The 23,896-nt window shown below is 40.9% G+C and carries 27 protein-coding genes; 26 read left to right on the top strand and 1 reads right to left on the bottom strand.

The features are described from left to right. The first annotated feature begins 510 nt into the window (after nt 1-510). From der to BMZ22_RS16160, 26 genes are all read left to right on the top strand, one after another. Complete coding sequence (der, locus tag BMZ22_RS16035; RefSeq protein WP_090087502.1) at nt 511-1,821, top strand: ribosome biogenesis GTPase Der; 1,311 nt, start codon at nt 511-513, stop codon at nt 1,819-1,821. 14 nt (nt 1,822-1,835) lie between these two features. Continuing rightward, nucleotides 1,836-2,873 (top strand): NAD(P)H-dependent glycerol-3-phosphate dehydrogenase, encoded by a 1,038-nt coding sequence (locus BMZ22_RS16040; RefSeq protein ID WP_090087505.1) that lies wholly within the window; start codon nt 1,836-1,838, stop codon nt 2,871-2,873. Between the two features lie 41 nt (nt 2,874-2,914). Then, on the top strand, nt 2,915-3,193 hold the full coding sequence (locus BMZ22_RS16045) for a stage VI sporulation protein F (protein ID WP_425434292.1): 279 nt from the start codon (nt 2,915-2,917) through the stop codon (nt 3,191-3,193). 255 nt (nt 3,194-3,448) lie between these two features. Then, entirely contained in the window at nt 3,449-3,646 is a 198-nt protein-coding gene (locus BMZ22_RS16050) for a DUF2768 domain-containing protein (RefSeq protein ID WP_090087510.1), read from the top strand. A 10-nt stretch (nt 3,647-3,656) separates the two neighbouring features. After that, nucleotides 3,657-4,388: a hypothetical protein gene (locus BMZ22_RS16055; protein WP_090087513.1), complete on the top strand. Its 732-nt coding sequence runs from the start codon at nt 3,657-3,659 to the stop codon at nt 4,386-4,388. A gap of 263 nt (nt 4,389-4,651) precedes the next feature. Then, nucleotides 4,652-6,130, top strand: coding sequence for a stage IV sporulation protein A (gene spoIVA / locus BMZ22_RS16060; protein WP_090087516.1), 1,479 nt, complete (start codon nt 4,652-4,654; stop codon nt 6,128-6,130). 352 nt (nt 6,131-6,482) lie between these two features. Then, nucleotides 6,483-6,755, top strand: coding sequence for an HU family DNA-binding protein (locus tag BMZ22_RS16065; protein ID WP_090087518.1), 273 nt, complete (start codon nt 6,483-6,485; stop codon nt 6,753-6,755). Between the two features lie 129 nt (nt 6,756-6,884). After that, the gene (mtrB, locus tag BMZ22_RS16070) at nt 6,885-7,091 is read left to right on the top strand and encodes a trp RNA-binding attenuation protein MtrB (RefSeq protein WP_090087522.1); all 207 of its coding nucleotides are present in this window, start codon (nt 6,885-6,887) and stop codon (nt 7,089-7,091) included. A 135-nt stretch (nt 7,092-7,226) separates the two neighbouring features. Further along, nucleotides 7,227-8,006 carry a heptaprenyl diphosphate synthase component 1 gene (locus BMZ22_RS16075; RefSeq protein WP_218144068.1) on the top strand — a complete coding sequence of 260 codons (780 nt, stop codon included), beginning with the start codon at nt 7,227-7,229 and terminating at the stop codon, nt 8,004-8,006. A 3-nt stretch (nt 8,007-8,009) separates the two neighbouring features. After that, nucleotides 8,010-8,717, top strand: coding sequence for a demethylmenaquinone methyltransferase (locus tag BMZ22_RS16080; RefSeq protein WP_090087526.1), 708 nt, complete (start codon nt 8,010-8,012; stop codon nt 8,715-8,717). A gap of 18 nt (nt 8,718-8,735) precedes the next feature. After that, complete coding sequence (hepT, locus tag BMZ22_RS16085; protein WP_090087528.1) at nt 8,736-9,707, top strand: heptaprenyl diphosphate synthase component II; 972 nt, start codon at nt 8,736-8,738, stop codon at nt 9,705-9,707. Between the two features lie 75 nt (nt 9,708-9,782). Then, the gene (ndk, locus tag BMZ22_RS16090; protein WP_090087531.1) at nt 9,783-10,229 is read left to right on the top strand and encodes a nucleoside-diphosphate kinase; all 447 of its coding nucleotides are present in this window, start codon (nt 9,783-9,785) and stop codon (nt 10,227-10,229) included. Between the two features lie 191 nt (nt 10,230-10,420). Next, nucleotides 10,421-11,593 carry a chorismate synthase gene (gene aroC, locus BMZ22_RS16095; protein ID WP_090087534.1) on the top strand — a complete coding sequence of 391 codons (1,173 nt, stop codon included), beginning with the start codon at nt 10,421-10,423 and terminating at the stop codon, nt 11,591-11,593. Next, nucleotides 11,593-12,678, top strand: coding sequence for a 3-dehydroquinate synthase (gene aroB, locus BMZ22_RS16100; RefSeq protein WP_245745515.1), 1,086 nt, complete (start codon nt 11,593-11,595; stop codon nt 12,676-12,678). The genes aroC and aroB overlap by 1 nt, the downstream gene beginning before the upstream one ends. A gap of 5 nt (nt 12,679-12,683) precedes the next feature. Next, nucleotides 12,684-13,790, top strand: a complete 1,107-nt coding sequence (hisC, locus tag BMZ22_RS16105; protein WP_090087539.1) for a histidinol-phosphate transaminase — start codon at nt 12,684-12,686, stop codon at nt 13,788-13,790. Further along, nucleotides 13,787-14,887, top strand: a complete 1,101-nt coding sequence (locus BMZ22_RS16110) for a prephenate dehydrogenase (protein WP_090087542.1) — start codon at nt 13,787-13,789, stop codon at nt 14,885-14,887. Before hisC ends, BMZ22_RS16110 begins: the two co-directional genes overlap by 4 nt. A 23-nt stretch (nt 14,888-14,910) precedes the next feature. Beyond that, nucleotides 14,911-16,206: a 3-phosphoshikimate 1-carboxyvinyltransferase gene (aroA, locus tag BMZ22_RS16115; protein WP_090087544.1), complete on the top strand. Its 1,296-nt coding sequence runs from the start codon at nt 14,911-14,913 to the stop codon at nt 16,204-16,206. Between the two features lie 102 nt (nt 16,207-16,308). Next, nucleotides 16,309-17,574 (top strand): tetratricopeptide repeat protein, encoded by a 1,266-nt coding sequence (locus tag BMZ22_RS16120; RefSeq protein ID WP_090087546.1) that lies wholly within the window; start codon nt 16,309-16,311, stop codon nt 17,572-17,574. Between the two features lie 35 nt (nt 17,575-17,609). After that, nucleotides 17,610-18,179 carry a ReoY family proteolytic degradation factor gene (locus tag BMZ22_RS16125; protein WP_090087549.1) on the top strand — a complete coding sequence of 190 codons (570 nt, stop codon included), beginning with the start codon at nt 17,610-17,612 and terminating at the stop codon, nt 18,177-18,179. Between the two features lie 92 nt (nt 18,180-18,271). Continuing rightward, complete coding sequence (locus BMZ22_RS16130; RefSeq protein ID WP_090087552.1) at nt 18,272-18,736, top strand: DUF2487 family protein; 465 nt, start codon at nt 18,272-18,274, stop codon at nt 18,734-18,736. A 247-nt stretch (nt 18,737-18,983) separates the two neighbouring features. Then, nucleotides 18,984-19,499 (top strand): QcrA and Rieske domain-containing protein, encoded by a 516-nt coding sequence (locus BMZ22_RS16135; protein WP_090087553.1) that lies wholly within the window; start codon nt 18,984-18,986, stop codon nt 19,497-19,499. Nucleotides 19,500-19,505: 6 nt separating this feature from the next. Next, a complete protein-coding gene (qcrB, locus tag BMZ22_RS16140) occupies nt 19,506-20,180 on the top strand; it encodes a menaquinol-cytochrome c reductase cytochrome b subunit (protein ID WP_090087556.1) in 675 nt (224 codons plus the stop codon). An 18-nt stretch (nt 20,181-20,198) separates the two neighbouring features. Beyond that, nucleotides 20,199-20,975 carry a menaquinol-cytochrome c reductase cytochrome b/c subunit gene (locus tag BMZ22_RS16145; protein ID WP_090087559.1) on the top strand — a complete coding sequence of 259 codons (777 nt, stop codon included), beginning with the start codon at nt 20,199-20,201 and terminating at the stop codon, nt 20,973-20,975. 78 nt (nt 20,976-21,053) lie between these two features. Beyond that, nucleotides 21,054-21,623 (top strand): lipoprotein heptaprenylglyceryl N-acetyltransferase LhaT, encoded by a 570-nt coding sequence (gene lhaT, locus BMZ22_RS16150; protein WP_090087562.1) that lies wholly within the window; start codon nt 21,054-21,056, stop codon nt 21,621-21,623. A 75-nt stretch (nt 21,624-21,698) separates the two neighbouring features. Next, entirely contained in the window at nt 21,699-21,947 is a 249-nt protein-coding gene (locus BMZ22_RS16155) for a sporulation protein YpjB (protein ID WP_090087565.1), read from the top strand. A gap of 87 nt (nt 21,948-22,034) precedes the next feature. Then, a complete protein-coding gene (locus tag BMZ22_RS16160) occupies nt 22,035-22,718 on the top strand; it encodes a zinc metallopeptidase (RefSeq protein WP_090087566.1) in 684 nt (227 codons plus the stop codon). Nucleotides 22,719-23,004: 286 nt separating this feature from the next. Here the strand turns inward: BMZ22_RS16160 and BMZ22_RS16165 are convergent, their stop codons facing one another. Further along, nucleotides 23,005-23,874 carry a YitT family protein gene (locus BMZ22_RS16165; RefSeq protein ID WP_177183477.1) on the bottom strand — a complete coding sequence of 290 codons (870 nt, stop codon included), beginning with the start codon at nt 23,872-23,874 and terminating at the stop codon, nt 23,005-23,007. Nucleotides 23,875-23,896 lie beyond the last annotated feature (22 nt).

Genomic DNA, 23,896 nt, shown 5'->3' on the forward strand with positions numbered 1-23,896 from the left:
CTGTCCCACAGGAGTCTCGCATATTCCAGCTGCTTACGTGAGTGTTTAAATAACGTTGCATTACTCGTTAAACAGACAAAACTACAGTAAGCACTTTTTAGCGCAGGCAATATACGCAGACTCCTATGGATGCGCACGTGTCCGAAGACACCTTGAAAAGGAGTAAGGTTCAAAGGCTAAGAACGCCACGTCAATAGCCAACGCCTTTGTGACCAACATCGTGTTGGCCCGAGGCCGTGCCCATGGAAAGCGAAGTATATTGCCGGAGCGGTTTTAAAACTTAACGAAAAACAGAAGGAAGAATTTTCACTAGTTCGCATTTTACATCTGGTACGGAGCAGATAACAAATAGCTATGCCAAACAGCCAAATTAAAAAATAACGGCTTACTCGGTGAGGAAAGAGGACACAATAATAATTGTGGTTATGCAGTTCTTTTGCTAGAATTAGTAAAAGTTGAAACAACGTATTTTTAATTTAAATCAAGACATGCAGAAAGGATGTTCCTTTCATGAGGAAATCTGTTGTAGCGATTGTCGGCAGGCCAAATGTTGGAAAATCAACTATTTTTAATCGGCTTGTCGGGGAACGAATTTCGATTGTAGAAGACACACCCGGGGTAACACGTGACCGGATTTATGCTGAAGCTGAATGGCTGACGACAACTTTTAACGTCATTGATACTGGCGGCATTGAATTGAGTGATGAACCATTGCTTGTGCAAATGCGCCAACAAGCAGAAGTAGCGATAAACGAATCAGATGTTATTGTATTTTTGCTTAATGGGCGGGAAGGCATTACAGCCGCCGATGAAGAAGTTGCAAAAATCTTATACAAATCCAACAAGCCAGTTGTTATTGGAATAAACAAAATTGACAATCCTGAAATGCGCGACCATATTTACGAATATTATGCCCTGGGATTTGGAGAACCACATCCAATCTCCGGGGCACACGGTCTGGGACTTGGAGACTTGCTGGATACCGTTGTTGGGTATTTTCCGGAAATGGATGATCAAGACCCGGACGAAGATACCATTTATTTCAGTTTAATTGGAAGACCAAACGTTGGAAAATCATCGCTTGTGAATAGTTTATTAAATGAAGAGCGGGTCATTGTTAGTGAACAGGAAGGTACGACAAGAGACGCAATAGATACTCACTTGAACAAAGATGATCAAGAATTTGTCATTATTGACACAGCGGGGATGCGAAAACGTGGAAAAGTGTATGAAGCAACAGAAAAATACAGCGTGCTGCGCGCCTTGAAAGCAATCGAACGTTCAGATGTCGTATTAGTGCTACTTGATGCCGAGACTGGTATACGTGAACAAGATAAAAAAATTGCCGGGTATGCGCATGATGCAGGACGGGGTATTATTATTGTCGTTAATAAATGGGACACTGTTGACGCAAACGAAAAAACAATGAAAGAATTCGAGGATAAGGTTCGCAAGCAATTTCAATATTTGGATTACGCGCCGATTGTATTTCTCTCAGCTAAAACAAAGAAACGAATGCATACGTTAATACCAGCAATCAAAACTGCCAGTGAAAACCATACGAAGCGGGTTCCAACCAATGTATTGAATGATGTCATCATGGACGCATTAGCAATGAATCCGACGCCGACACTGAAAGGCAAACGGCTGAAAGTTTTATATGCAACACAGGTGGCGGTCAAACCGCCGAGTTTTGTTGTATTTGTTAATGACCCTGATCTAATGCATTTTTCTTACAGTCGATTTTTGGAAAATCGAATTAGAGATGCGTTCGGGTTTATAGGAACGCCGATTAAGATTTTTGCAAGAAAACGTCAATAGGAGGAGGATTATTCATGAGCAAAGTAGCCGTATTAGGTGCCGGCAGTTGGGGTACTGCGTTGAGTATTGTGCTGGCTGATAATGGACATGACGTCCGATTGTGGACCCATCGAAAAGAACAGGCGGATGAAATAAACGCCACTTACAGAAACGAAAAATATCTTGATGCAGATATTCCTGAACAAATTAAATCTTTCTATGAGTTAGAGAAGGCAGTTGATGACGTATCCGCAGTCATCATGGTCACACCTACCAAAGCGATTCGTGACGTTTGTAAGCAGCTTAATAAAATTCTTAAGCATAAACCTGTCATTATTCATGCTTCAAAAGGAATCGAGCCAGGGTCTTTAAAACGGGTTTCTCAAGTTATCTGTGAAGAAATGAATCAATATAATTATGAAGATATCACTGTCTTGTCAGGGCCGAGCCATGCTGAAGAAGTCGGCAAACGCCAGCCTACAACTGTGACAGTTTCTTCTGTCACAGGCAGTAACGCTGAATTTGCCCAGGACCTGTTCATTAATAAATCATTTCGTGTTTATACGAGCACTGATATGGTAGGCATTGAATTAGGTGGAGCGTTGAAAAATATAATTGCCCTGGGAGCTGGTATCTCTGATGGTTTGGGGTATGGCGACAATGCAAAATCGGCACTCATTACAAGAGGGTTGGCCGAAATAACCCGCCTGGGAGCGTCACTTGGAGCAAGCCCTTTAACTTTCCTTGGGCTCCCTGGGGTAGGGGATTTGATTGTGACGTGCACCAGCCCGCACAGCCGTAACTGGCGGGCAGGGAACATGCTGGGAAAAGGCTATAAACTTGATGAAGTCTTGGAACAAATGGGCATGGTTGTTGAAGGTGTCCGAACGACCAAAGCCGCCCATCAGTTTGCAAAGGAACAACAAATTGAAATGCCTATAACGGAGGGTTTATATCAAATACTGTTTAATGAGAAAACACCTAAAGAGGTAGTGGAACAGTTGATGCGCCGGGACAAGCGAGAAGAAATGGACGACATATCAGCTTTTTTGAGCGCTAAGTTTCCTCAATAACACTAAACCGCCTTTATTGCATAGTATATATTGAATTTACGATGCAAGGAGGCGAGTATGTGAGTAATTTAGAAAACAAACTTTTTGATAAAGTTAAACAGAATTCAAATATTAGCCCAAACGACATTCAAAAAGTTGCTGATTCCGTCAAACAAGCTAATTTTTCAGACGAAAAAACAGTCAGAGATCTTGTGAAGCGGTTAGCCAAACTAGCTGACAAACCTATTTCTAAAGAAAAAGAAGATAAAATTGTCGAGGCTATTACAAAGAATAACATGCCAATGGATATGCAAACATTGAACAAGATGTTTAAAAAATAGCGATTACTGGGCAAGTGAGGATGCATTGTGCTGCGTTCTCGCATATTATAAATCGCACAAGCATTCATGGATGGAGTTGCGGCGGGTGTTATTTAGTCATGCCGGAATGGAGCCAGCCCCCTTCATTCCGGGTTTTTTTATGAAAACAAATCATCCTTCTTAATGCTGCGCTGTCGATGGAAGTTGCCAGTTGTGTCTATGCTTCATCCGATATGTTATAATGCGTTGTGTATGTTTGAAATGGGAGTGGATGAAATGTCTGAAAGCATGCTGAATATGTGGATCTCCTTCGCTGGCATGGGGCTTTTAATATTAGCAATGGGACTGATATTGCTTAGCAGATACAAATTAAAGGGGTTTTTATCTGGGATTGTTACCGTACTCGCATATTTATCATTGATAATCGGAGCGGTTATTATATTATATATTGTTTTCAGCGGTCCGACCGCATAGGAGGCATAGGATGAAAAATTATACATATCTCCGGCTTCTTTGTGTTTTGCTGATGCTGTTTTTGTTAAGCGGCTGCCTTTATCCGGAAGACGAATTATCAAAAAATCAGGAACCAAATGAAAATCAGGTGGAAGAAATTCAAAGCGCCATCGATCAGTATCAGGAAAAAACGCAAGGATTGCTTCCAATAAAGACTAAGTCCAGTGACACACCGATTTTCCGGAAATATTTAATTGACTTTCAGCTGTTAAAGGAAGAAAACATATTGTCAGAAACCCCTGGAACAGCTTACCAGAACGGTGGCATATATCAATATGTCATCATTAATCCCGAAGAGAATCCACAAGTAAAACTGATTGACCTTCGTATCTCTGATGCAATCAGGGAAGTATCGGTCCAGCTTAACATTTACAGGAATGAAAATCTCTACCCGCCTTTTGGTGAAGAAATTGCAAACGGGGTTTATGAAATTGATTACAAAGAATTGGGTCTGGAGTCCAAGCCATCTGTCGTAAGTCCATACTCTAAAGAAAACTTGCCGATTGTAATGGATACAGATGGTAAATTGTATGTTGACTACCGAATTGATTTAACCCGGGCATTAAAAGATTATAATCACGGTATGGAGAAAGGCGATGATATCCGTTATATATTAGCTGAAAACACGCCTTTTGTACCGGCATATTCGTTGCCATATACCCTCCAGGATGGAGAACCTGTATTCAATCTTGAAAATTCATAAGCATAATAAATCTCTTGCAGCATATATTTTGTTGCAAGGGATTTATTTATATAAGCCTATTGGAAGAGAAATTTTCATATTGTTATTCGCTTCGCAGCGTTTATATGAATGTGTTAAAAGGCGTTAATCGCTTCAAGAAAAATTGCTGAAGTTTTTTAGACCTTATTAAGTCATATTTTGATAGGACAACATCATAGACTTGTAATGTCAATTATTCGCAGACTTTTTATGATTTATGGAAAAGGAGATCGGGAGGGGATCGCTTGGAGAGAGTTGATATTTTCAAAGATATTTCGAAACGGACGAATGGAGATATTTATCTTGGAATCGTAGGGGCTGTCCGAACTGGAAAGTCAACTTTTATAAAACATTTCATGGAATTGGGTGTCTTGCCAAACATTGCCGATGATAGCGAGTACGCCAGAGCGCATGATGAATTACCACAAAGCGCAGCTGGAAAAACCATCATGACGACTGAGCCAAAATTCATTCCAAATCAGGCTGTATCGATTCATGTTGATGAAGGACTTGATGTAAACGTTCGGCTGGTAGATTGTGTAGGTTATGCAGTTGAAGGGGCAAAAGGTTTTGAAGACGAAAACGGGCCTAGAATGATTAATACACCATGGTATGAGGATCCAATACCTTTTCATGATGCAGCAGAAATCGGCACACGAAAAGTTATCCAGGAACATTCTACAATTGGTGTCGTTGTAACAACTGATGGCAGTTTTGGCGAAATAACCCGGACGGATTATGAGGAACCTGAAGAGAAAATCGTTGAAGAAATGAAAGAAGTCGGAAAGCCTTTTATAATGGTTGTTAACTCGGCGCGGCCAACAAGTCAGGAAGCGGAAATGTTGCGGCAGAATCTGTCCGAAAAGTACGATATTCCAGTACTGGCAATGAATGTGGAAACGATGACCGAACACGACGTCTATAATGTTATGCGTGAAGCACTGTATGAATTTCCTGTATTGGAAGTGAATGTTAATCTTCCGAGCTGGGTGATGGTTCTCAACGATACTCACTGGCTGCAAAGAAACTATCAGGAAGCAATTCAATCGACAGTCAAAAACATTAGGCGGCTCCGGGATGTTGATCAAATTATAGGCAATTTTACAGACTTTGATTATATTGATCAGGCAAACCTTGCAGGTATGGAAATGGGCGACGGCGTGGCAGAAATCGACTTGCATGCTCCCGAATATTTATATGATGAGGTATTGAAGGAAATTGTCGGTGAGGAAATACGCGGAAAAGATCATTTGCTTGAACTTATGCAGGATTTTGCCCATGCTAAACGGGAGTATGATCAAGTGGCTGGGGCACTTCAAATGGTGAAACAAACAGGTTATGGCATTGCAGCCCCTACCTTGGAAGATATGGAACTGGATGAACCGGAAATTATTCGTCAAGGTTCCAGGTTCGGTGTCAGACTGAAGGCAATTGCTCCATCCATTCATATGGTGAAAGTGGAAGTCGAATCAGAATTTGCGCCTATCATAGGAACAGAAAAGCAAAGTGAAGAATTAGTCAGGTATTTAATGCAAGATTTTGAGGAAGACCCTTTATCGATTTGGGAATCGGATATTTTCGGCAGATCATTAAGTTCGATTGTTCGCGAAGGTATACAGGCAAAAATTTCACTAATGCCGGAAAATGCGCGCTACAAACTCAAAGACACGTTAGAACGGATAATAAACGAAGGGTCAGGCGGCCTAATTGCCATTATCTTATAGCAGCTATACATAGTTGCTATTTTTTTGTTCAAAAAAAGAATTTTTACGAGCTTCAGGCAGGATATCGGTTTTTAATGTCGTATATTCTAAGAAGAGGTATTTTGCAAGCCTCGGATTGTGTATTCCTTGTTTTACCTAAAATATGGGAGTTAAAAGGCAAAAAATGAAATAATAACTGATAAATTAGGCACTTATTGTTGAATTTTGTTCCAATGTCGGTTAATATAAGCCTTGTCATCAATGATTTGGGTGACATGAAGGTATAAAAAAAGGCAACTTGGGAACAAATGCTTATATATATATTGATTTGTTCCAATGTCGATTTTGATTTTTTCGGGAGGAGGTGAATGTCATGAATAAAACAGACTTAGTCAATGCTGTTGCTGAAAAAAGCGAACTATCCAAAAAGGACGCTACAAAAGCTGTAGACGCAGTGTTTGAATCTGTCATGGATTCACTTAAAAATGGTGAAAAAGTACAATTAATCGGGTTCGGAAACTTCGAAGTCCGCGAGCGTTCCGAGCGTAAAGGTCGTAACCCGCAAACAGGGGAAGAAATTAAGATCCCTGCAAGTAAAGTTCCTGCATTCAAACCAGGAAAGGCTCTTAAAGAGAGCGTTAAATAAGCTGCTCTTACATAGGGCTGGAAAAAGAGCACGTAAATGCGTGCTCTTTTTTTTCAGTTTGAATGAGGCGCTCTTAACGATGTACCTTAATTATTACGTAATAGAAACAGAGCTGTGGGGGTGTTTGCTATGGAAGAATTTTTTGTCATAAAAGCATTGGAAGATGGTGTGAATGTCATTGGGCTGACAAGGGGATCAGATACACGATTTCATCACTCAGAGAAATTGGATAAAAATGAGGTCATGATTGCACAATTTACGGAACATACATCTGCTGTGAAAGTAAGAGGAAAGGCGGTTATCCAGACAAGCCATGGTGAAATCAGCAATGAATAAGCAATAATTTTAGAAACTTATTTTCATATTACCTGCTTATTTTTAATTATGGAAGACTCACATGATATGCTATAATAACAATATGATTTTTGAATGGATGAAAGGATACAGGTGGTTGTTTTGCAGACATCCAGTATGGAGATAAGTCATCTGAAAGCAATAATACAAAAAAGCATGCGCCATACCTATATAGATCAATTTGCACAGGTTCCTAAGTTGGATAATGATAAATTATATATATTAATCGCTATCTTAAATAATACGAATTTGTCTAAAGAGAAAAAAGAAAGCTATATCGTAACAGCAATGCTAATTCAAACAGCACTGGACACGCATGATCTCGTACCGGATTCCAATGCCTTCCACGAAGAAACCGAGGAAAAGTCAAAGCAATTATCAGTTCTAGCCGGTGATTATTACAGCGGATTATATTATTGGCTGCTGGCCGAGGTTGAAGAAGTGGAAATGACGCAGGTTCTGGCAAGGGCAATTACAGATATCAATGAATATAAAATGCAATTATATTATAAAAATTTTGAGTCCATGGATACATTTATGGCAATTTTTAAAAAGATGAATTCTCTTCTAATCACCCGTATAGCACAGCAGACCGGAGAAACCGATATTAGCAGCATCGCCGGGGAGTGGTTAATGATACGAAAGATCACATCAGCTAAGTCCCGATCGGCACAATCAAGGGCTGATAAAGGCTTTGATCCCTGGCTCGATAAAATTCTTTTAGATGACAAATATACTGGTTTGAATAAGCTCGATTTCTTTATCCATCAAGAAAGCCTATTGATTGAAAGGCATCTGGAAAAGCTTCCGGCACATTTTTCATCAATAGCATCCAATTTAAGGGAAACTTTAGGCACAACATCATCGATTGACAGCTCAATAGCGGAAGAAGGGTAACATATGCAAGATCAAACAAAAGAAGAGCGCGTACACCGCGTCTTTGAAAAAATATACGGTCAATACGATTCCATGAACTCCATCATTTCCTTCAAACGTCACAAAGCATGGCGAAAGGACGTTATGAAGCGTATGAAAGTCGAAAAAGGTGCTAAAGCACTTGATGTATGCTGCGGAACTGGTGACTGGTCAATTTCGCTTGCAGAAGCTGTGGGCGAAAACGGTGATGTAATCGGTCTTGACTTCAGCCACAATATGCTGTCAGTTGCTGAAGAGAAAAATAAATCATTGCAATATAACCAGCTTTCATTTATTCAAGGTAATGCGATGGAACTTCCGTTCAGCAATAATTCATTCGATTATGTTACAATTGGGTTCGGATTGCGTAACGTCCCTGATTACATGGCTGTTCTGAAAGAGATGTACCGTGTGGTAAAACCCGGCGGTAAAGTTGTCTGTCTCGAGACTTCTCAGCCAACCATGCTCGGATTTCGCCAGGGTTATTATCTATATTTCCGTTTTATTATGCCGCTTTTGGGTAAAATGGTAGCCAAGAGTTATAAAGAATATGCCTGGCTGCACGAATCGGCTAAAAACTTTCCGGATAAACAAACCTTGAAGCAAATGTTTCATTCTGCAGGATTTTCACGAGTTAGCATTAAGCAGTACACTGGTGGTGTTGCCGCAATGCACATGGGTACAAAAGAATGACTATAAAAGGTGACATGCATGAAATTGACGAAAACATACGGGCATTTAAAAAGAGAACTTAATTTAATTGAGCGTGCGCTAACGGATGCCATACAAGCTGATCATGGTGTTTTGCGCGAATCTTCCACTAAATTGCTGCAGGCAGGGGGAAAACGGATCCGCCCTGTTTTTGTTTTGTTAAGTGGCCAATTCGGTGATTTTAACATCGACCGTATTAAAACGGTCGCTGTATCACTGGAGTTAATACATATGGCGTCACTGGTACACGATGATGTAATCGATGACGCTACATTACGACGCGGCAAACCCACCATCAAGCACTTATATGGAAATCGTGTTGCGATGTATACCGGTGACTTTATTCTTGCAAGGGCGTTGGAGAATATAACAACGATTCCGGATCCAACCGCACACCGGGTTCTTTCCAAAACAATGGTTCAGCTGTCAGCCGGTGAGATTGAGCAAATAAGAGATAAATTTAACTGGGACCAGAACCTGCGTAATTACTTGCGCCGAATTAAACGGAAAACAGCACTTTTAATAGCTACAAGCTGTAAACTTGGAGCAATCGCATCTGGTGCTTCACCAAAGCACTGCGAAAAGCTGTTCCGCTATGGCTATTATATTGGAATGTCCTATCAAATCATTGACGATATTCTCGATTTCACATCCTCAGAAGCGGAACTCGGGAAGCCGGCAGGTAATGACTTGCTTCAAGGAAATGTGACGTTGCCGGTTTTATACGCAATGGAGAATGAGAACTTTTACAAACTATTAAAAGACTTGTTTGCTGACCCGCAGGAAGTTACTGCCGAAGACATACAGCCGCTGCTTGGTGAACTCAAAGAAACCGGCGCTATCCAATTATCATATCAACTCAGTAATCAATATTTACAAAAAGCATTAAAAGAGCTCGATAGCTTGCCGGATATTAAAGCAAAAAATACACTGCAAAGCATTGCCAAATATATCGGAAATCGGCGTTCATAGATTGTTTGTTATTCCAAAAAAAATTTGTTAAAATTTTAACGGTGTTTATAAATACATATAAAAGAGGTGCTGAATATGGAACAGACATTTTTGATGGTTAAACCAGATGGTGTTCAACGCAATTTAACAGGTGAAATTGTAAATCGTTTCGAACGTAAAGGCTTTAAACTTGTTGGCGCTAAATTAATGCAAATATCCGATGAGCTTGCCAAAACGCATTATGGTGAGCATGAAGATAAACCTTTCTTTGGTGAGCTGGTTGGATTCATTACATCCGGCCCTGTACTTGCAATGGTTTGGGAAGGTGAGAATGTTATCGCCACAGCTCGAAACATGATGGGAAAAACCAATCCGCTTGAAGCCGCTCCTGGTACAATTCGCGGAGACTATGGCGTAACGGTAGGGAAAAATATCATTCACGGTTCTGATTCCCCTGAAAGTGCACAAAAAGAAATAAATTTATTCTTTAATGATAATGAAATTTTATCCTATTCAAAACAAGATAGTGAGTGGGTTTACTAAGCGTGCGCGACTCCCGTTATTACGGGGGTCTTTTTTAGTTGGCTGGGATCTCCCATTTCGCAGTCCTTCAAATTTTTATCAAACTTAACAAAAAACCTTAAATTTATGATATAGTAAGACAAAATTATTCAGCAATATTTACAGCAAGCTATGTTGTCTTATATTGAGCAAAAAGAAGGAGGATATAACTTATGCGCTATTTAACAGCAGGTGAATCACACGGTAAACAATTAACAACAATCCTGGAAGGTGTACCTTCCAACATGCCGCTTCTTCAGGAGGATATTAATCAATCAATGCGCCGCAGACAGAAAGGTCATGGGCGGGGTAAACGCATGCAGATAGAAAAGGATGCTGCTGAAATTACAAGCGGGGTCAGACATGGTTACACACTCGGATCGCCCATTTCGCTTGTTATACATAATAATGATTTCAAACATTGGGCGGATATAATGGGTGAGGATCCAATTGAAGAAGGCGCTGAAAGAAAATTAAGGCGGACGGTTTCACGACCAAGACCGGGCCATGCTGATCTTAACGGGGCATTGAAATACGGTCATCGCGATATGCGTAATGTTCTGGAGCGTTCTTCAGCCAGGGAGACAGCTGCCCGTGTGGCTGCCGGGGCTGTTGCTAAATCACTTTTAAAGCAGCTTGACATCGAAGTAACCGGCTACGTGAAAGAAATTGGAGGCATCGTAGCAGAAGACCAGCACGCGCTAACCTCAAAAGAACGACAGGAAACGTCAGAAGAATCCCCTGTGCGTACATTGGATAAAACCGTTGAACAAAAAATGATGGATGCAATTGATGCTGCAAAAAAAGATGGCGATTCAATTGGAGGCGTTGCAGAAGTATATGTCGAAGGTGTGCCGGCAGGAATGGGTTCGTATGTTCAATATGATCGTAAACTCGACAGCCGCATAGCAGGCAGTGTTGTCAGCATTAATGCATTTAAAGGTGTTGAATTCGGACTAGGATTCGAAGCGGCACGAAAAAACGGCAGTGAAGTACATGATGAGATTGATTGGGACGAAAAAAATGGCTATTACCGAAAGACAAATCGACTTGGCGGCTTCGAAGGTGGCATGACAACCGGTATGCCAATTATAGTTAAAGGTGTCATGAAGCCAATCCCTACACTTTACAAACCGCTTCAAAGTGTGGATATTGAATCAAAAGAACCGTTCAATGCGAGTATCGAACGTTCTGATTCGTGTGCGGTGCCTGCTGCTGCGGTTGTGATGGAGCACGTTGTGGCATTTGAAGTGGCTAAAGCGATTACCGAGCAATTTCCAAGTGATCAGTTTCCTAAGCTAAAACAAGCCATCGATGATTATCGCGAAGAAATAAGGTGGTTTTAGTGAATGAAACACAGGTAAATGCTGCGGCACATCCATATCCTGTTTATATTGGTGAGAACCTTCGACACCATACCAGTGATTATTTACCGAAAGATTACGCATCAATTTTAATTGTCAGTGATGAATCAGTTTCCAATTATTACTTATCCGATGTTATGGCCGGTTTGTCCCAGGAAAACGTTTTTTCTCATACAATTCCTGCGGGCGAACAGTCAAAAAACATTAATACATTTTATCAGCTGCACACGAAAGCGATCGAATGCGGTCTTGACAGGAAATCATTGATTATCGCTCTGGGTGGAGGCGTTGTAGGTGATGTGACAGGTTTCACAGCAGCGACCTATATGCGCGGTATTGATTTCATTCAAATGCCGACAACTATCCTTGCACATGACAGCAGTGTAGGTGGCAAAGTGGCGATAAACCATGAACATGGCAAAAATATGATTGGTAATTTTTATGCACCTGCAGCAGTTATTTATGATGTTCAAACGCTTTATACACTGAATGCAAAAGAAATTAGGTCAGGATACGCTGAATTGCTGAAAGAAGCGCTTCTCGCCGATAAAAATTTATATGAAGATTTAATCGCCATGGATCTTAATTCATTAGACAGCCAGAAACTTATCCAGCATTTAACCAAAGGTATTGAGATTAAAGCTGGCATTGTAGAAGTTGACGAACAGGAAGCCGGTATCAGGAAGCACCTCAATCTTGGTCATACGTTGGGACATGCCCTTGAGTCACTATTAGGCTACGGCGCCTGGACTCACGGAGAACTGGTTGCCATTGGGATGCTTTTTGCACTCAAAATAAGTGAGGATAATTATTCAGCCGAACTCCCTTTTGAAGAAATTTACACATGGCTTAGAAATAACGGTTATCCATTACAGTTACCGAACATCGACCCGGAAATGATTCTGGCAAAAATGAAGAATGATAAGAAGACGTTGAATCAAAAAATTCAGCTAGTGCTTCTTCGCGGAATCGGGCAGCCAACACTTTTAGAAATAAATGACGAGCAATTGCTTACGTATATAAGTGATTTTCAGGTGGAAATGAACCAACGCAGCAAGGAGGGCTGAGCATTTTGAAAAGCAAATCGATATTGAAAGATATGACACCTTACAAGCCTGGGAAACAAATTGAAGAAGTTAAAGAAGAATATGGTTTAACCCGTATTGTTAAATTAGCATCAAACGAAAATCCGTTCGGCTTCTCCGACAAAGTCGCTGAATTTTTTTCAAATCACCAGTCAATGCTTAATATTTATCCGGACGGGTATACAGCAAAGTTAAGGAAAGCTTTGGCAGAAAAGCTGAATATATCTGAAAATCAGCTGATTTTTGGGAACGGTACGGATGAAATTGTCCAGTTAATTGGTCGGGCCTATTTATACCCTGGCGTTAATACAGTTATGGCATCACCGACATTTCCGCAATACAAACATAATGCACTTATTGAAGGAGCAGATGTTAAAGAAATCCCGACGATAAATGGTTACCATAACCTTACAGAAATGTTTGAAGCCATTGATGACAACACCAATGTGGTTTGGCTTTGCTCACCTAATAATCCAACAGGGGCAGTTATTCCACCTGATGACTTTTTCACATTTATGGAAAAGTGCCCATCTGATGTTCTTGTCGTCCTGGATGAGGCATATTTCGAGTATGTCGAGGAGGAACAACGACTGAATGTTTCTGCTAATATTGAAAAATACCACAATTTAGTGGTGCTGCGCACATTTTCTAAAGCCTATGGATTGGCAGGTTTAAGAATTGGCTATGGTATCGCTCATCAGGCGATTATCCCGCGGCTGGACGTTGTTCGGGGGCCTTTTAATACATCTACCATTGCTCAAGAAGCTGCCTTATTGGCTATGGAAGATGATGAATTTCTTCAATCGTCCATTATGCGCAATCGGGCTATTAAAAAGTCATTTGAGAAATCACTTGATTCACTGGGATGGGGTTATTTTGATTCTCAAACAAACTTTTTACTTATTTCAACACCAATCAGCGGTGATGAAATCTTTCAATTCCTGTTAAAGAACGGGTTTATCGTCCGTTCGGGTGAAGGTCTTGGTGCACCTAATACGATTAGAGTCACGATTGGACAGGAAACTGATATGCAAGAGCTGCAGGAATTATTATTTACCTTAGACAAGCGAATAAGTGAGGGATTGGCACCGTGAGACGAACGATTCTAGTGATAGGCCTTGGTCTGATTGGGGGCTCTTTAGCTAAGAGTTTGCGCAGCGCTGAGGAGAACTATATTATTGGCTACGATATTAAAGAAAAGACAATTGAATTTGCTGAAATGAATGAAATTATTCATGAATCCTGCTCGGATATAAGGGAAGCGGCGAAAAAAGCGGATTACATTTTTTTAGGGACACACATTACCGAAACAGTTAACATTTTAAAGGAATTGGAGCAGGTTAAGTTTAATCATGACGTTATAATCTCAGACGTTTCTTCAGTCAAGCAAACGATTCATGATGCGGCTAGTTCAATTAACAATAAACATATACAGTTTGTAGGCGGCCACCCGATGGCTGGATCACATAAAAAGGGGATAACAGCTGCAAAAGGGCACCTTTTTGAAAACGCCATTTATGTGCTTTCACCGTCTGCAAATTGTCCGGATTCGGCTGCTGATAAGCTGGAGAATATACTTAGCGTGACCAATAGCCATATTATAAAACTTAAAGCGAATGAACACGATGAAATGACCGGTGTTGTTTCACATTTCCCGCATTTAATAGCTTCGGCTCTCGTACAGCAAGCTCAGAAGTGGAGCTTAACACATAGCTACATTCCAAAACTGGCAGCCGGCGGTTTCCGTGATGTAACCCGGATTGCTTCCAGTAATCCGGAATTATGGCAGGATATTTTTTACCATAACAAACAAAAAATGATACACATGATTGAAGATTGGGTCAGCGAAATGAACGACCTGAAAAAAATGCTTAAAGAGAATCATAGAGCTGAATTAACGAATTACTTGCAACAGGCGAAAGATTATCGGGACGGATTGGGTGTTAATGAAAAAGGTGCTTTTCCAGCTTACTATGATTTGTATGTCGACATCCGCGACCAAACCGGTGCTATTGCATCGGTTGCAAACATTCTTGCTCAGGAAAATATCAATATTACAAATATAAGAATTCTTGAAATCCGTGAAGGGATTACCGGTGCATTAAGATTAAGTGTTTCGACAAAAAGCGAACAACTGGATAGTTTTAATATATTGAAACAAAATGGCTATGATTTAGTATTAGAGGAATAGATAAGCAAAGGATGTGATTTTAATTGAATGATGTGACGCTGAAACCCTCACAATCACCCCTTAAAGGTTCGTTAAATGTTCCTGGCGATAAATCGATTTCCCACCGAGCTGTTATGCTGGGCGCATTAGCAAACGGAAAAACGCGTATTACAAACTTTTTAACAGGAGAAGACTGTATCCGAACAATCGAAGCGTTCGAACAATTTGGTGTTTCAATCATACAGGACGGGAGTACTATAACAATCGAAAGCAACGGCTCTGAACACTTCAAAGAACCTCCAGAGCCACTTTATTTCGGTAATTCCGGGACGACAACACGGCTAATGCTTGGTATTTTGGCGGGCCTGCCTTTTTTCACGACGCTTTATGGCGATTCGTCGTTGGCACGACGGCCAATGGACCGTGTTGTCGAGCCGCTTGAGAAAATGGGGGCGCGTTTGGACGGACGTTCTGGTGGCACATATTTGCCGATGGGAGTACGAGGCGGTGGTTTAAAAGGGATTGATTATACGCTGCCTGTAAAAAGCGCTCAGGTTAAATCTGCAGTCCTACTTGCAGGGTTATTCGCTGAGGGAACCACCAGAATTATTGAAAGAACAGCTACTCGGGATCACTCAGAAAACATGCTGCGTGCGTTTGGAGCCGATTTGACTGAAGCAAACGGGGCGATTCAAATTACCAATAAAAATTCGCTAACCGGAACAAATGTACAAGTGCCCGGGGATATTTCATCGGCAGCCTTTTTTATAACCGCTGCAGCAATCGTACCTGACAGTCGTTTAACATTAAAGAATGTAGGGCTCAACCACAGCCGCTCAGGTATCATTGACGTCCTTGTCCAAATGGGAGCATCGATTGATATTACCAATGTCCAGACTATTGGGGGAGAAAAGCTTGGCGATATAACAGTAACATATCAGAAGTTAAAAGCAACGACGATCGAAGGAGACATTATTCCCAGATTAATTGATGAACTGCCTATTATTGCCTTAGCTGCAACTCAGGCAGAAGGGACGACGATCATTCGGGATGCTGAAGAATTACGTGTGAAGGAAACCGACCGAATTAAAGCAACGACTGAGGGCCTAGCCAAACTTGGCGCAAAGGTACAGCCCAGAGAAGACGGTATGGTAATAACCGGGGGCGCAACATTGACCGGGGGAATGACTGAGGCGTATAATGATCATCGAATTGCTATGATGCTTGCGATAGCATCTTTAATCACTAAGGACGATGTTGTGATAGATGATATTTCATCAATTAACATATCATATCCTGAGTTTTTTCAGGATTTAAAAACTGCAACAGGGAATGGTTAAGAATCTGTTTTCAGACAGATTCTTTTCTGTTTGAATGTAAATTTTGTTTTCTGTATGATGAAATGGACTAGCATAGTGCGAAATTCAGAAAGGATGTTCAGGATGGACACCACCATAATGGAAGCCGTTAACCTTATGGAATCCAAACAATCAGATAAGGCTATTGCACTGCTTGAAGATTATTTGCCCCAAGCGGATGATGAAGAAAAGTTTACAATTGCGGAGTTGTTTGTACAATGGGGCTTTTTAGCAGAAGCAACAGATATTTTGCTCGAATTAACCCAACGTTTTCCAAATGAAAGTGAAATTAAAATAATGTTGGCTGATGTGTATATTGAACAAGATAACGATGAAGAAGCGATTAATTTGCTGAATGAGGTGGGAGAGGACGACCCTGACTATCTTCAGGCACTCATGCAGCTGGCAGATTTGTATCAGGCACAAGGCCTGTTTGAAGTGGCTGAACAGAAGCTGCTGGCTGCTAAACAAGTGGAACCCAATGAACCTGTAATCGATTTTGCCCTCGGAGAACTGCTGTTTTCCACCGGCAATTATCGTCAGGCGATCACATATTATGAAAAAATACTCCCTTATGCAAAAGAAATAGCAAATGTTCCGATTAATGACCGAATGGCAGAAGCCTATGCGGCTTCCGGTGAATACGAGACTGCGCTTGAAACGTATCAGGATATAGACAGCGAGGATCCTGACACATTGTTTAAATACGGCTTTACTGCACTTCATGCAGGACGGCGCGATATTGCCATTCAGGCATGGAAACATGTGATAGAACAGGACATGTATTACCACACGGCATATTATCAGTTGGCAAAAGCATACGAGGATGAAGAAATGATTGAAAAGGCGTATGAGACAGCCAAGCAAGGTATCCAAGTGGATGAATTTAACAAAGAGCTATACTTTTTCGCTGGTTCAATGGCTCACCAAATGGGTAACGAAGAGGAAAGTGAACATTGGGTCAGAGAAGCTATAACGCTCGACCCTGATTATAAAGAAGCCATTTTATTTTTAATTGAATTATTTAAGCAGCAGGAAAATAATGAAAGTATTGTTGAATTGATTAATGAAATTACTAAAATGGGAGCCAGTGATCCGCTCTACGAATGGGAACTGGCCCGCGCATATTCTGAAACAGAATTGTATGAAAATGCATTAAAACACTACCAGCAAGCATATAATACCTTAAATCATGACAGTGATTTTCTTAAAGAGTATGGTTACTTCCTGACCGAAGAAGGGAGGATCGATACTGCCATCAAGGTGTTTGACCTTTATTTGAAACAACAGCCGCTTGATACAGAAGTGGATGAATATGTACAGCGATTGAAAGAAACAAAAAATCTCTAGTGTTAACTTTTTTACGGGAGGAGGCCCGTCCAGAAATGCAAACGCCTGTTTCTGCGAAAGACAAAAAAAGTTTTATTCACTGGTTTTTGAATCATTATCAGTTAAAAAAACGGGAAAGCGTCTGGATTCTTAATTATATTCTCAATCATGACAAACTGCTGGATAATGTGCATTTTGTGAGGGAAGCTAAATTCTGTCCAAGAGGCGTGATCATGACAGCGTATTGTTCAAACCAAGTCTCATTTCGTTTTTACAAAAAACAACTCGTAACGACTGATGCTGAAAAAGCTTTTCACGATATACGCATGAATCAAGGCGAACCTTTGTATATCCAATTAAATTTCAGCAAGTCTTATCAAAACAGTTTTTTTGCTGCTGTACTCGTTGAAAATCCATTTATTTCTGATGATTACTTCATAACTGAAAAAGATCAGGAAACAGCAAAGCAGCTGTGGGATAAAATCATTTATGAGCAGCAGAGTAAGTCGCTTCAAGAACAAATTGATCAAGCTTTGGATAAAAGAGATCGTCCGATGTTTATTGATTTGACAAGAAGATTATATCAATTGAATAAAAGAGAGAAAAATCAACCTAAAGAATCGTAAGAGGTTGATTTTTTTTGTGTTATTGGGATAACATGTAATTTGGTAAAAAATTTCATGTTATGAAGAATAGAGAGAAGGGCTGGTTGTATACTATGAAATGGGTCAAGCATGATCTACAGCATTATGTACAGGAAAAAGAATATATCGATACGATTATTATTCCTTTGTTGCCTTTTCAATTGTCTAATGAGTCAAATCTTGAAAAGGATGCTCTTCAAAACGAACTACTGTCCGTATTTAATCGTGAACTCGAAAAAGAATTAACAGGTCGTGTGCTTCTTGCACCGGATTATCATTATTTGGCATCAGCTGATAAACAAGTTGAGTTAGAAAGGCTTGACACATGGGTGAACGATATCCAAACACAGCCATTTCCATTTGTATTTTTCATTACTTCTGACGCAGAATGGAAAAAGATCGAACAAAAGCTCGGAGGCAATCTCCTATGGCTGCCTTTTATTGCAACTGAGTCAATGAAACCTTCCGAAGTACAATCAGCTGTCCGAACTCAAGTTAAAGAAGTTACTGGGCTTATCAGATCTTATTGGAAGGGTTAATGAGTTAAACTTACCGCTGCGGTTCATCTAACTATCAGTGGCGAAAAACATTCCGCCACTGATTGAAGATTCACTTTATTGATGGATTCTGATATACTTCCTAACGATGGACATCTTCTGACATTATTCATGGAAGTGCAGAAGGATTTATATTGACCCGTCCAGCAGATTGCGCTATTATGGTATTGTCCTAGTAATCTGATTTTATAAGCTTGTCCGTGAAAAACGTATAGAGGGGGGGAAAATCATGAGCGAAGATAAACAACCAGTATCCCGTCGACAATTTTTGAATTATACACTTACAGGTGTAGGAGGATTTATGGCAGCCGGCATAATGATTTCGCCTTTAAGAATGGCGATTGATCCTGTATTGCAACAGGGCGAAGGTGAAAGTGACTTTACCAATGTTCAGCTTGCTGAAGGCGATATTACAAATGAACCTCAGCGAGTGGATTGGGAAGTTGAACAAGTTGATGGCTGGTATGAATCAACTGTCAGTAAAACTGCATGGGTTTACAAAGACGACAATGGTGATATAGTTGCCCTTTCCCCAATTTGCACACACCTTGGTTGTGTTGTGTCATGGGAAGGAAGCGAAGACCACCCGGAACGCTTCTATTGTCCTTGCCATGACGGGCTGTATTATAAGGACGGTGTGAACGTTGAGGGAACGCCACCTACAGCACCATTGCCCGTTTATGAGCACAAAATTGAAAACGGAATGTTATTCTTGGGTAAATCACAACCGAGAGGGGAGGCTTAACAGGTCATGCTGCAGAAAATTTATGACTGGATAGATGACCGTGTCGATATAACGCCGATATGGCGGGATATTGCAGATCACGAAGTTCCTGAGCATGTCAATCCGGCGCATCATTTTTCAGCCTTTGTGTACTGTTTTGGCGGCCTGACATTTTTCGTAGTCGTCATTCAAATACTATCAGGTATGTTCCTGACAATGTACTACGTTCCGGATATTGAAAATGCTTGGCGATCTGTTTACTATTTACAGACCGAAGTGGCACATGGTCAAATTGTCCGCGGAATGCATCACTGGGGAGCCAGTGTTGTAGTTGTAATGCTATTGTTACATACGATGCGTGTGTTCTTCCAAGGCGCATATAAAAAACCACGTGAGCTTAACTGGATGGTAGGTGTACTGTTGTTTTTCACCATTTTAGGTTTAGGTTTTACGGGGTACCTGCTTCCTTGGGATAATAAGGCGTATTTTGCTACTGAAGTAGGGTTGAATATTGCTGCGGATGTTCCACTAATTGGAGAAGAACTTAAAACATTGCTCGCAGGTGATGAGGACATTGTTGGTGCTCAGACACTGGCCAGATTCTTTGCAATCCACGTCTTCTTCCTGCCTGCTGCGTTATTCGCTCTCTTGGGCGTACACTTTATATTAATACGCAGACAGGGAATATCCGGACCACTATAATGAAGAGGAGGTTAAGCTGTGCACAAGGGTAAGGGAATGAAGTTCGTCGGAGATTCCAGAATCTCCGCTGAACGCAAACCGAATATACCAAAAGATTACTCAGAATATCCCGGCAGAACAGAAGCGTTTTGGCCCAATTTCCTGTTAAAAGAATGGCTGGCAGGATCTGTGTTTTTAGTTGGATTTCTTTGTCTGACGCTGGCACATCCGTCACCGCTTGAAGGGATGGCAGACCCGACTGATGCCGGTTATATACCTTTACCGGACTGGTACTTCTTGTTCTTATATGAACTGTTAAAGTATGATTTTGCCAGTGGACCGTATATACTATTTGGCATCGTCATTATTCCTGGCTTGGCATTCGGCGGCTTATTATTAGCTCCTTTTCTGGACCAGGGGCCGGGCAGACGTCCGCACCAACGGCCGGTAGCAGTTGGTATGATGCTTTTGGGACTGATTTCTACAATATGGCTGACTTATGAATCAGCTGAAGGTGTCAACTGGGCTGAACGTGCTGAAGCAAACAAGCCGATTCACCCTTCTGAACAAGCGGATATTGATACTGAAGCTGAAGGTTACGCCATATACGAAAGCAACTGTATGAGCTGTCACGGAGATGATCTTCAAGGCGGAAGCGCAGGGCCATCACTAATTGGTATCGACCGCTCTGCTGAAGAGATCAAAGATATCGCACAGAATGGTATCGGCACAATGCCGGCAGATCAGTTCACTGGTTCCGATGAAGAATTGGACCAACTCGCTGAGTTTATTATTTCTGTGAACGAACAGCAATAAATTTGATTCATTAAACACCTTTACCAGACAAACTTGGTAAGGGTGTTTTTAATACGAGTCATTAAGAAGGGTTTAATAATGATAAAATATCTGCTTATGGATAAACGTGTTATAGGTTTGCTGTTTATTATTAATTTTATTGGAACGATTTATGGTTATTACTGGTATCGAAATCAGCTGGCTCAAACCCCCGATATATTCTTATTATTTGTACCTGACAGCCCTACAGCCAGCTTATTTTTTACGATTGTGTTACTATTCTTTTTATTTAATAAGAATATCCCCTACATTGAAGCGCTTGCTGTGGTTACGTTATTTAAATATGGCGTGTGGGCAGTTGTTATGAACATCCTTACATTAGTGATTGAAGGGGAATTGGGGTGGACAGGCTACATGCTTATGATATCACATGGTGCAATGGCAGTTCAGGGGCTTTTATACACGCCTTTTTATGCCATAAAAGTTCGGCATCTTGTTTTGGCTGCTATCTGGACACTTCACAATGATGTCATTGACTATGTGTTTGAGCAAATGCCTGTATATTCCTCAGTCACCGCATACATGAATGAAGTTGGATACTTTACATTCTGGCTAAGTATCCTATCGGTTGGGTTAGCTTATGTATTTACAGTAAGGCGTAAAAATTGAGCTGACTGTGGTGGTTATATATTGATGATACCGCACATACATTAGTGTTGAAGATGTTAGTGTGAGGTGATCACCATGAAATTCACAAAACGAATGCTGATTGCTGTCATCGGAATAATTATATGTGCGTCATATTCAGCACCTGCAGCTGCCTCAGCACAGCAGTATTTTCCAATAGCTGCAACATCGACTGCAAATGTAACGATGGCCCCGTTTTATTGGATGATAGGGATTGTTGGTGGGTCGATTGCTATTACATTATCTTATGTCGGATGGAGAAAATATAGAGGGGAAAGAAAAAAACAGACAGATGACGATTCATAATAATTGACTATTGCCGAATTTTTGACTAAAATTGACCTTAAAGAGATAAAATTTCAGTTTGAATTTAAATAAAATGGAGGAATGAACATGCTAGGTGGTCTTGGCGGCTATTTGATATACATTGCGCTTTTGATGATTATCCCTTTGTGGGCTCAATCCAATGTAAAAAACACGTATAAAAAATATTCAAAGGTGGCAACATCATCCGGGATGACCGGAGCTGAAGTCGCTCGTAAAATTCTAAATGACAATGGCATCTATAATGTTGAAGTTCGTGAAACAAAAGGGATGTTATCGGACCATTACCATCCAAAAAAGAAAACAGTCAATCTTTCAACTGACAATTTCCACGGTCGCTCCATGGCATCTTCTGCTATCGCAGCGCATGAGGTAGGACACGCCATCCAGGATGCAGAAGAATATGCGTTCTTGCGTTTCCGATCTGCCTTAGCGCCTATCGCGGCTACGGGGTCGAATATGGCTATTTTCCTTATCATTGCAGGTATGATTTTCAGTCAGGGATTGTTTCTATTAGGAATCATTTTCTTTTCGGCGGCTGTTTTGTTCCAGCTTGTGACATTGCCGGTTGAATTTGATGCCTCGAATCGAGCGATGGCGCAAATGGTCTCAACCGGGGTTATCCGAAACAATGAGGAACGGCCAACGAAAAAAGTACTAAACGCCGCTGCCCTGACATATGTTGCCGCTGCCTTAGTTGCAGTTGCTGAACTGGTCCGCTTTATCATGCTCTACGCCTTAAGCAATGAGTAAGATAGTTATAACAGAAAAAGAGGGATGACAGAAAATTGTCATCCCTCTTTTTCTGTTATACTTAGGACCTTTTTCATAAACATTTTTGTGAGCGAAGGAAATACACGCCGACTCCTGCGGGAGCATAGGCATAGGTGAGACTCCGCAGGGCACAGCCCGAGGAGGCTCACCAGCCGCCCGCGGAAAGCGGCGTGTATTTCCTGAGCGGTGGAGGACGCACAAACTCAAATTTTAAAGTTAGTTCGCAGTTTATGGATTTTGTCATAGATAACAGTTCTTTTAGCATTTAGTCTATTGGATTTTTATTCTCATCCAATGTAAATCCTTCTCCGACGACGTCATGAACTGAACTCATGGCTACAAACGCATGCGGGTCAATTTCATTTATTAAATTTTTCAATCGTACGATTTCATTCCGCCCAACAATGCAATACAGCACATCCCTTTTTTCACCGGTAAAGCTTCCGCGGCCGTCAAGTATTGTAACACCGCGATCCATATCATTAATAATTGAATAAGCTATTTGATCACTATTGCTTGAAATAATCGTCGCACCACGTGCTGAATATGCGCCTTCCTGTATAAAGTCAATGACGCGTGCACCGATATAGACAGCTAATAGTGTATACATCCCCTGTACCATATCAAGATAAGCTGCAATCGATGTTGCAACAACCGCAAAGTCAAATAAAAACATGGTTCTTCCCATGCTCCATCCGGCGTATTTATTGACAAGTCTTGCGATTATATCCACGCCACCGGTTGTACCACCATAACGGAAAATAATACCAAGCCCAACCCCAATAAATACACCGGCAAAAAGTGCTGCCAGGGTCATATCTGACTGCAGATCAAGCAAGAAAGGGTCAATTTGAAAAATGGCTAAAAACAGAGATACTGCCAGGGTACCTATAATCGTGTAAATAAACGTATTTCTTCCGAGATATTTCCAACCTATAAAAAAGACCGGCACATTCAGCACGATATTGGAAATTGCAGGATCCCAGTCCCATAAAAAGTAGAAAAGCAAGGTTATTCCGGTAAAACCACCTTCTCCAAGGTTATTTTGCATATTAAAGTGAACAATCCCAAACGAAAAAATGGCAGATCCGATTAATATCAAAATTATATTCTTTATCTTCAACCCAAAAATCATCAAAACCCCTCCATGTTAGCCA

This window comes from Lentibacillus persicus (assembly GCF_900112705.1).
GTDB lineage: Bacteria > Bacillota > Bacilli > Bacillales > Amphibacillaceae > Lentibacillus > Lentibacillus persicus.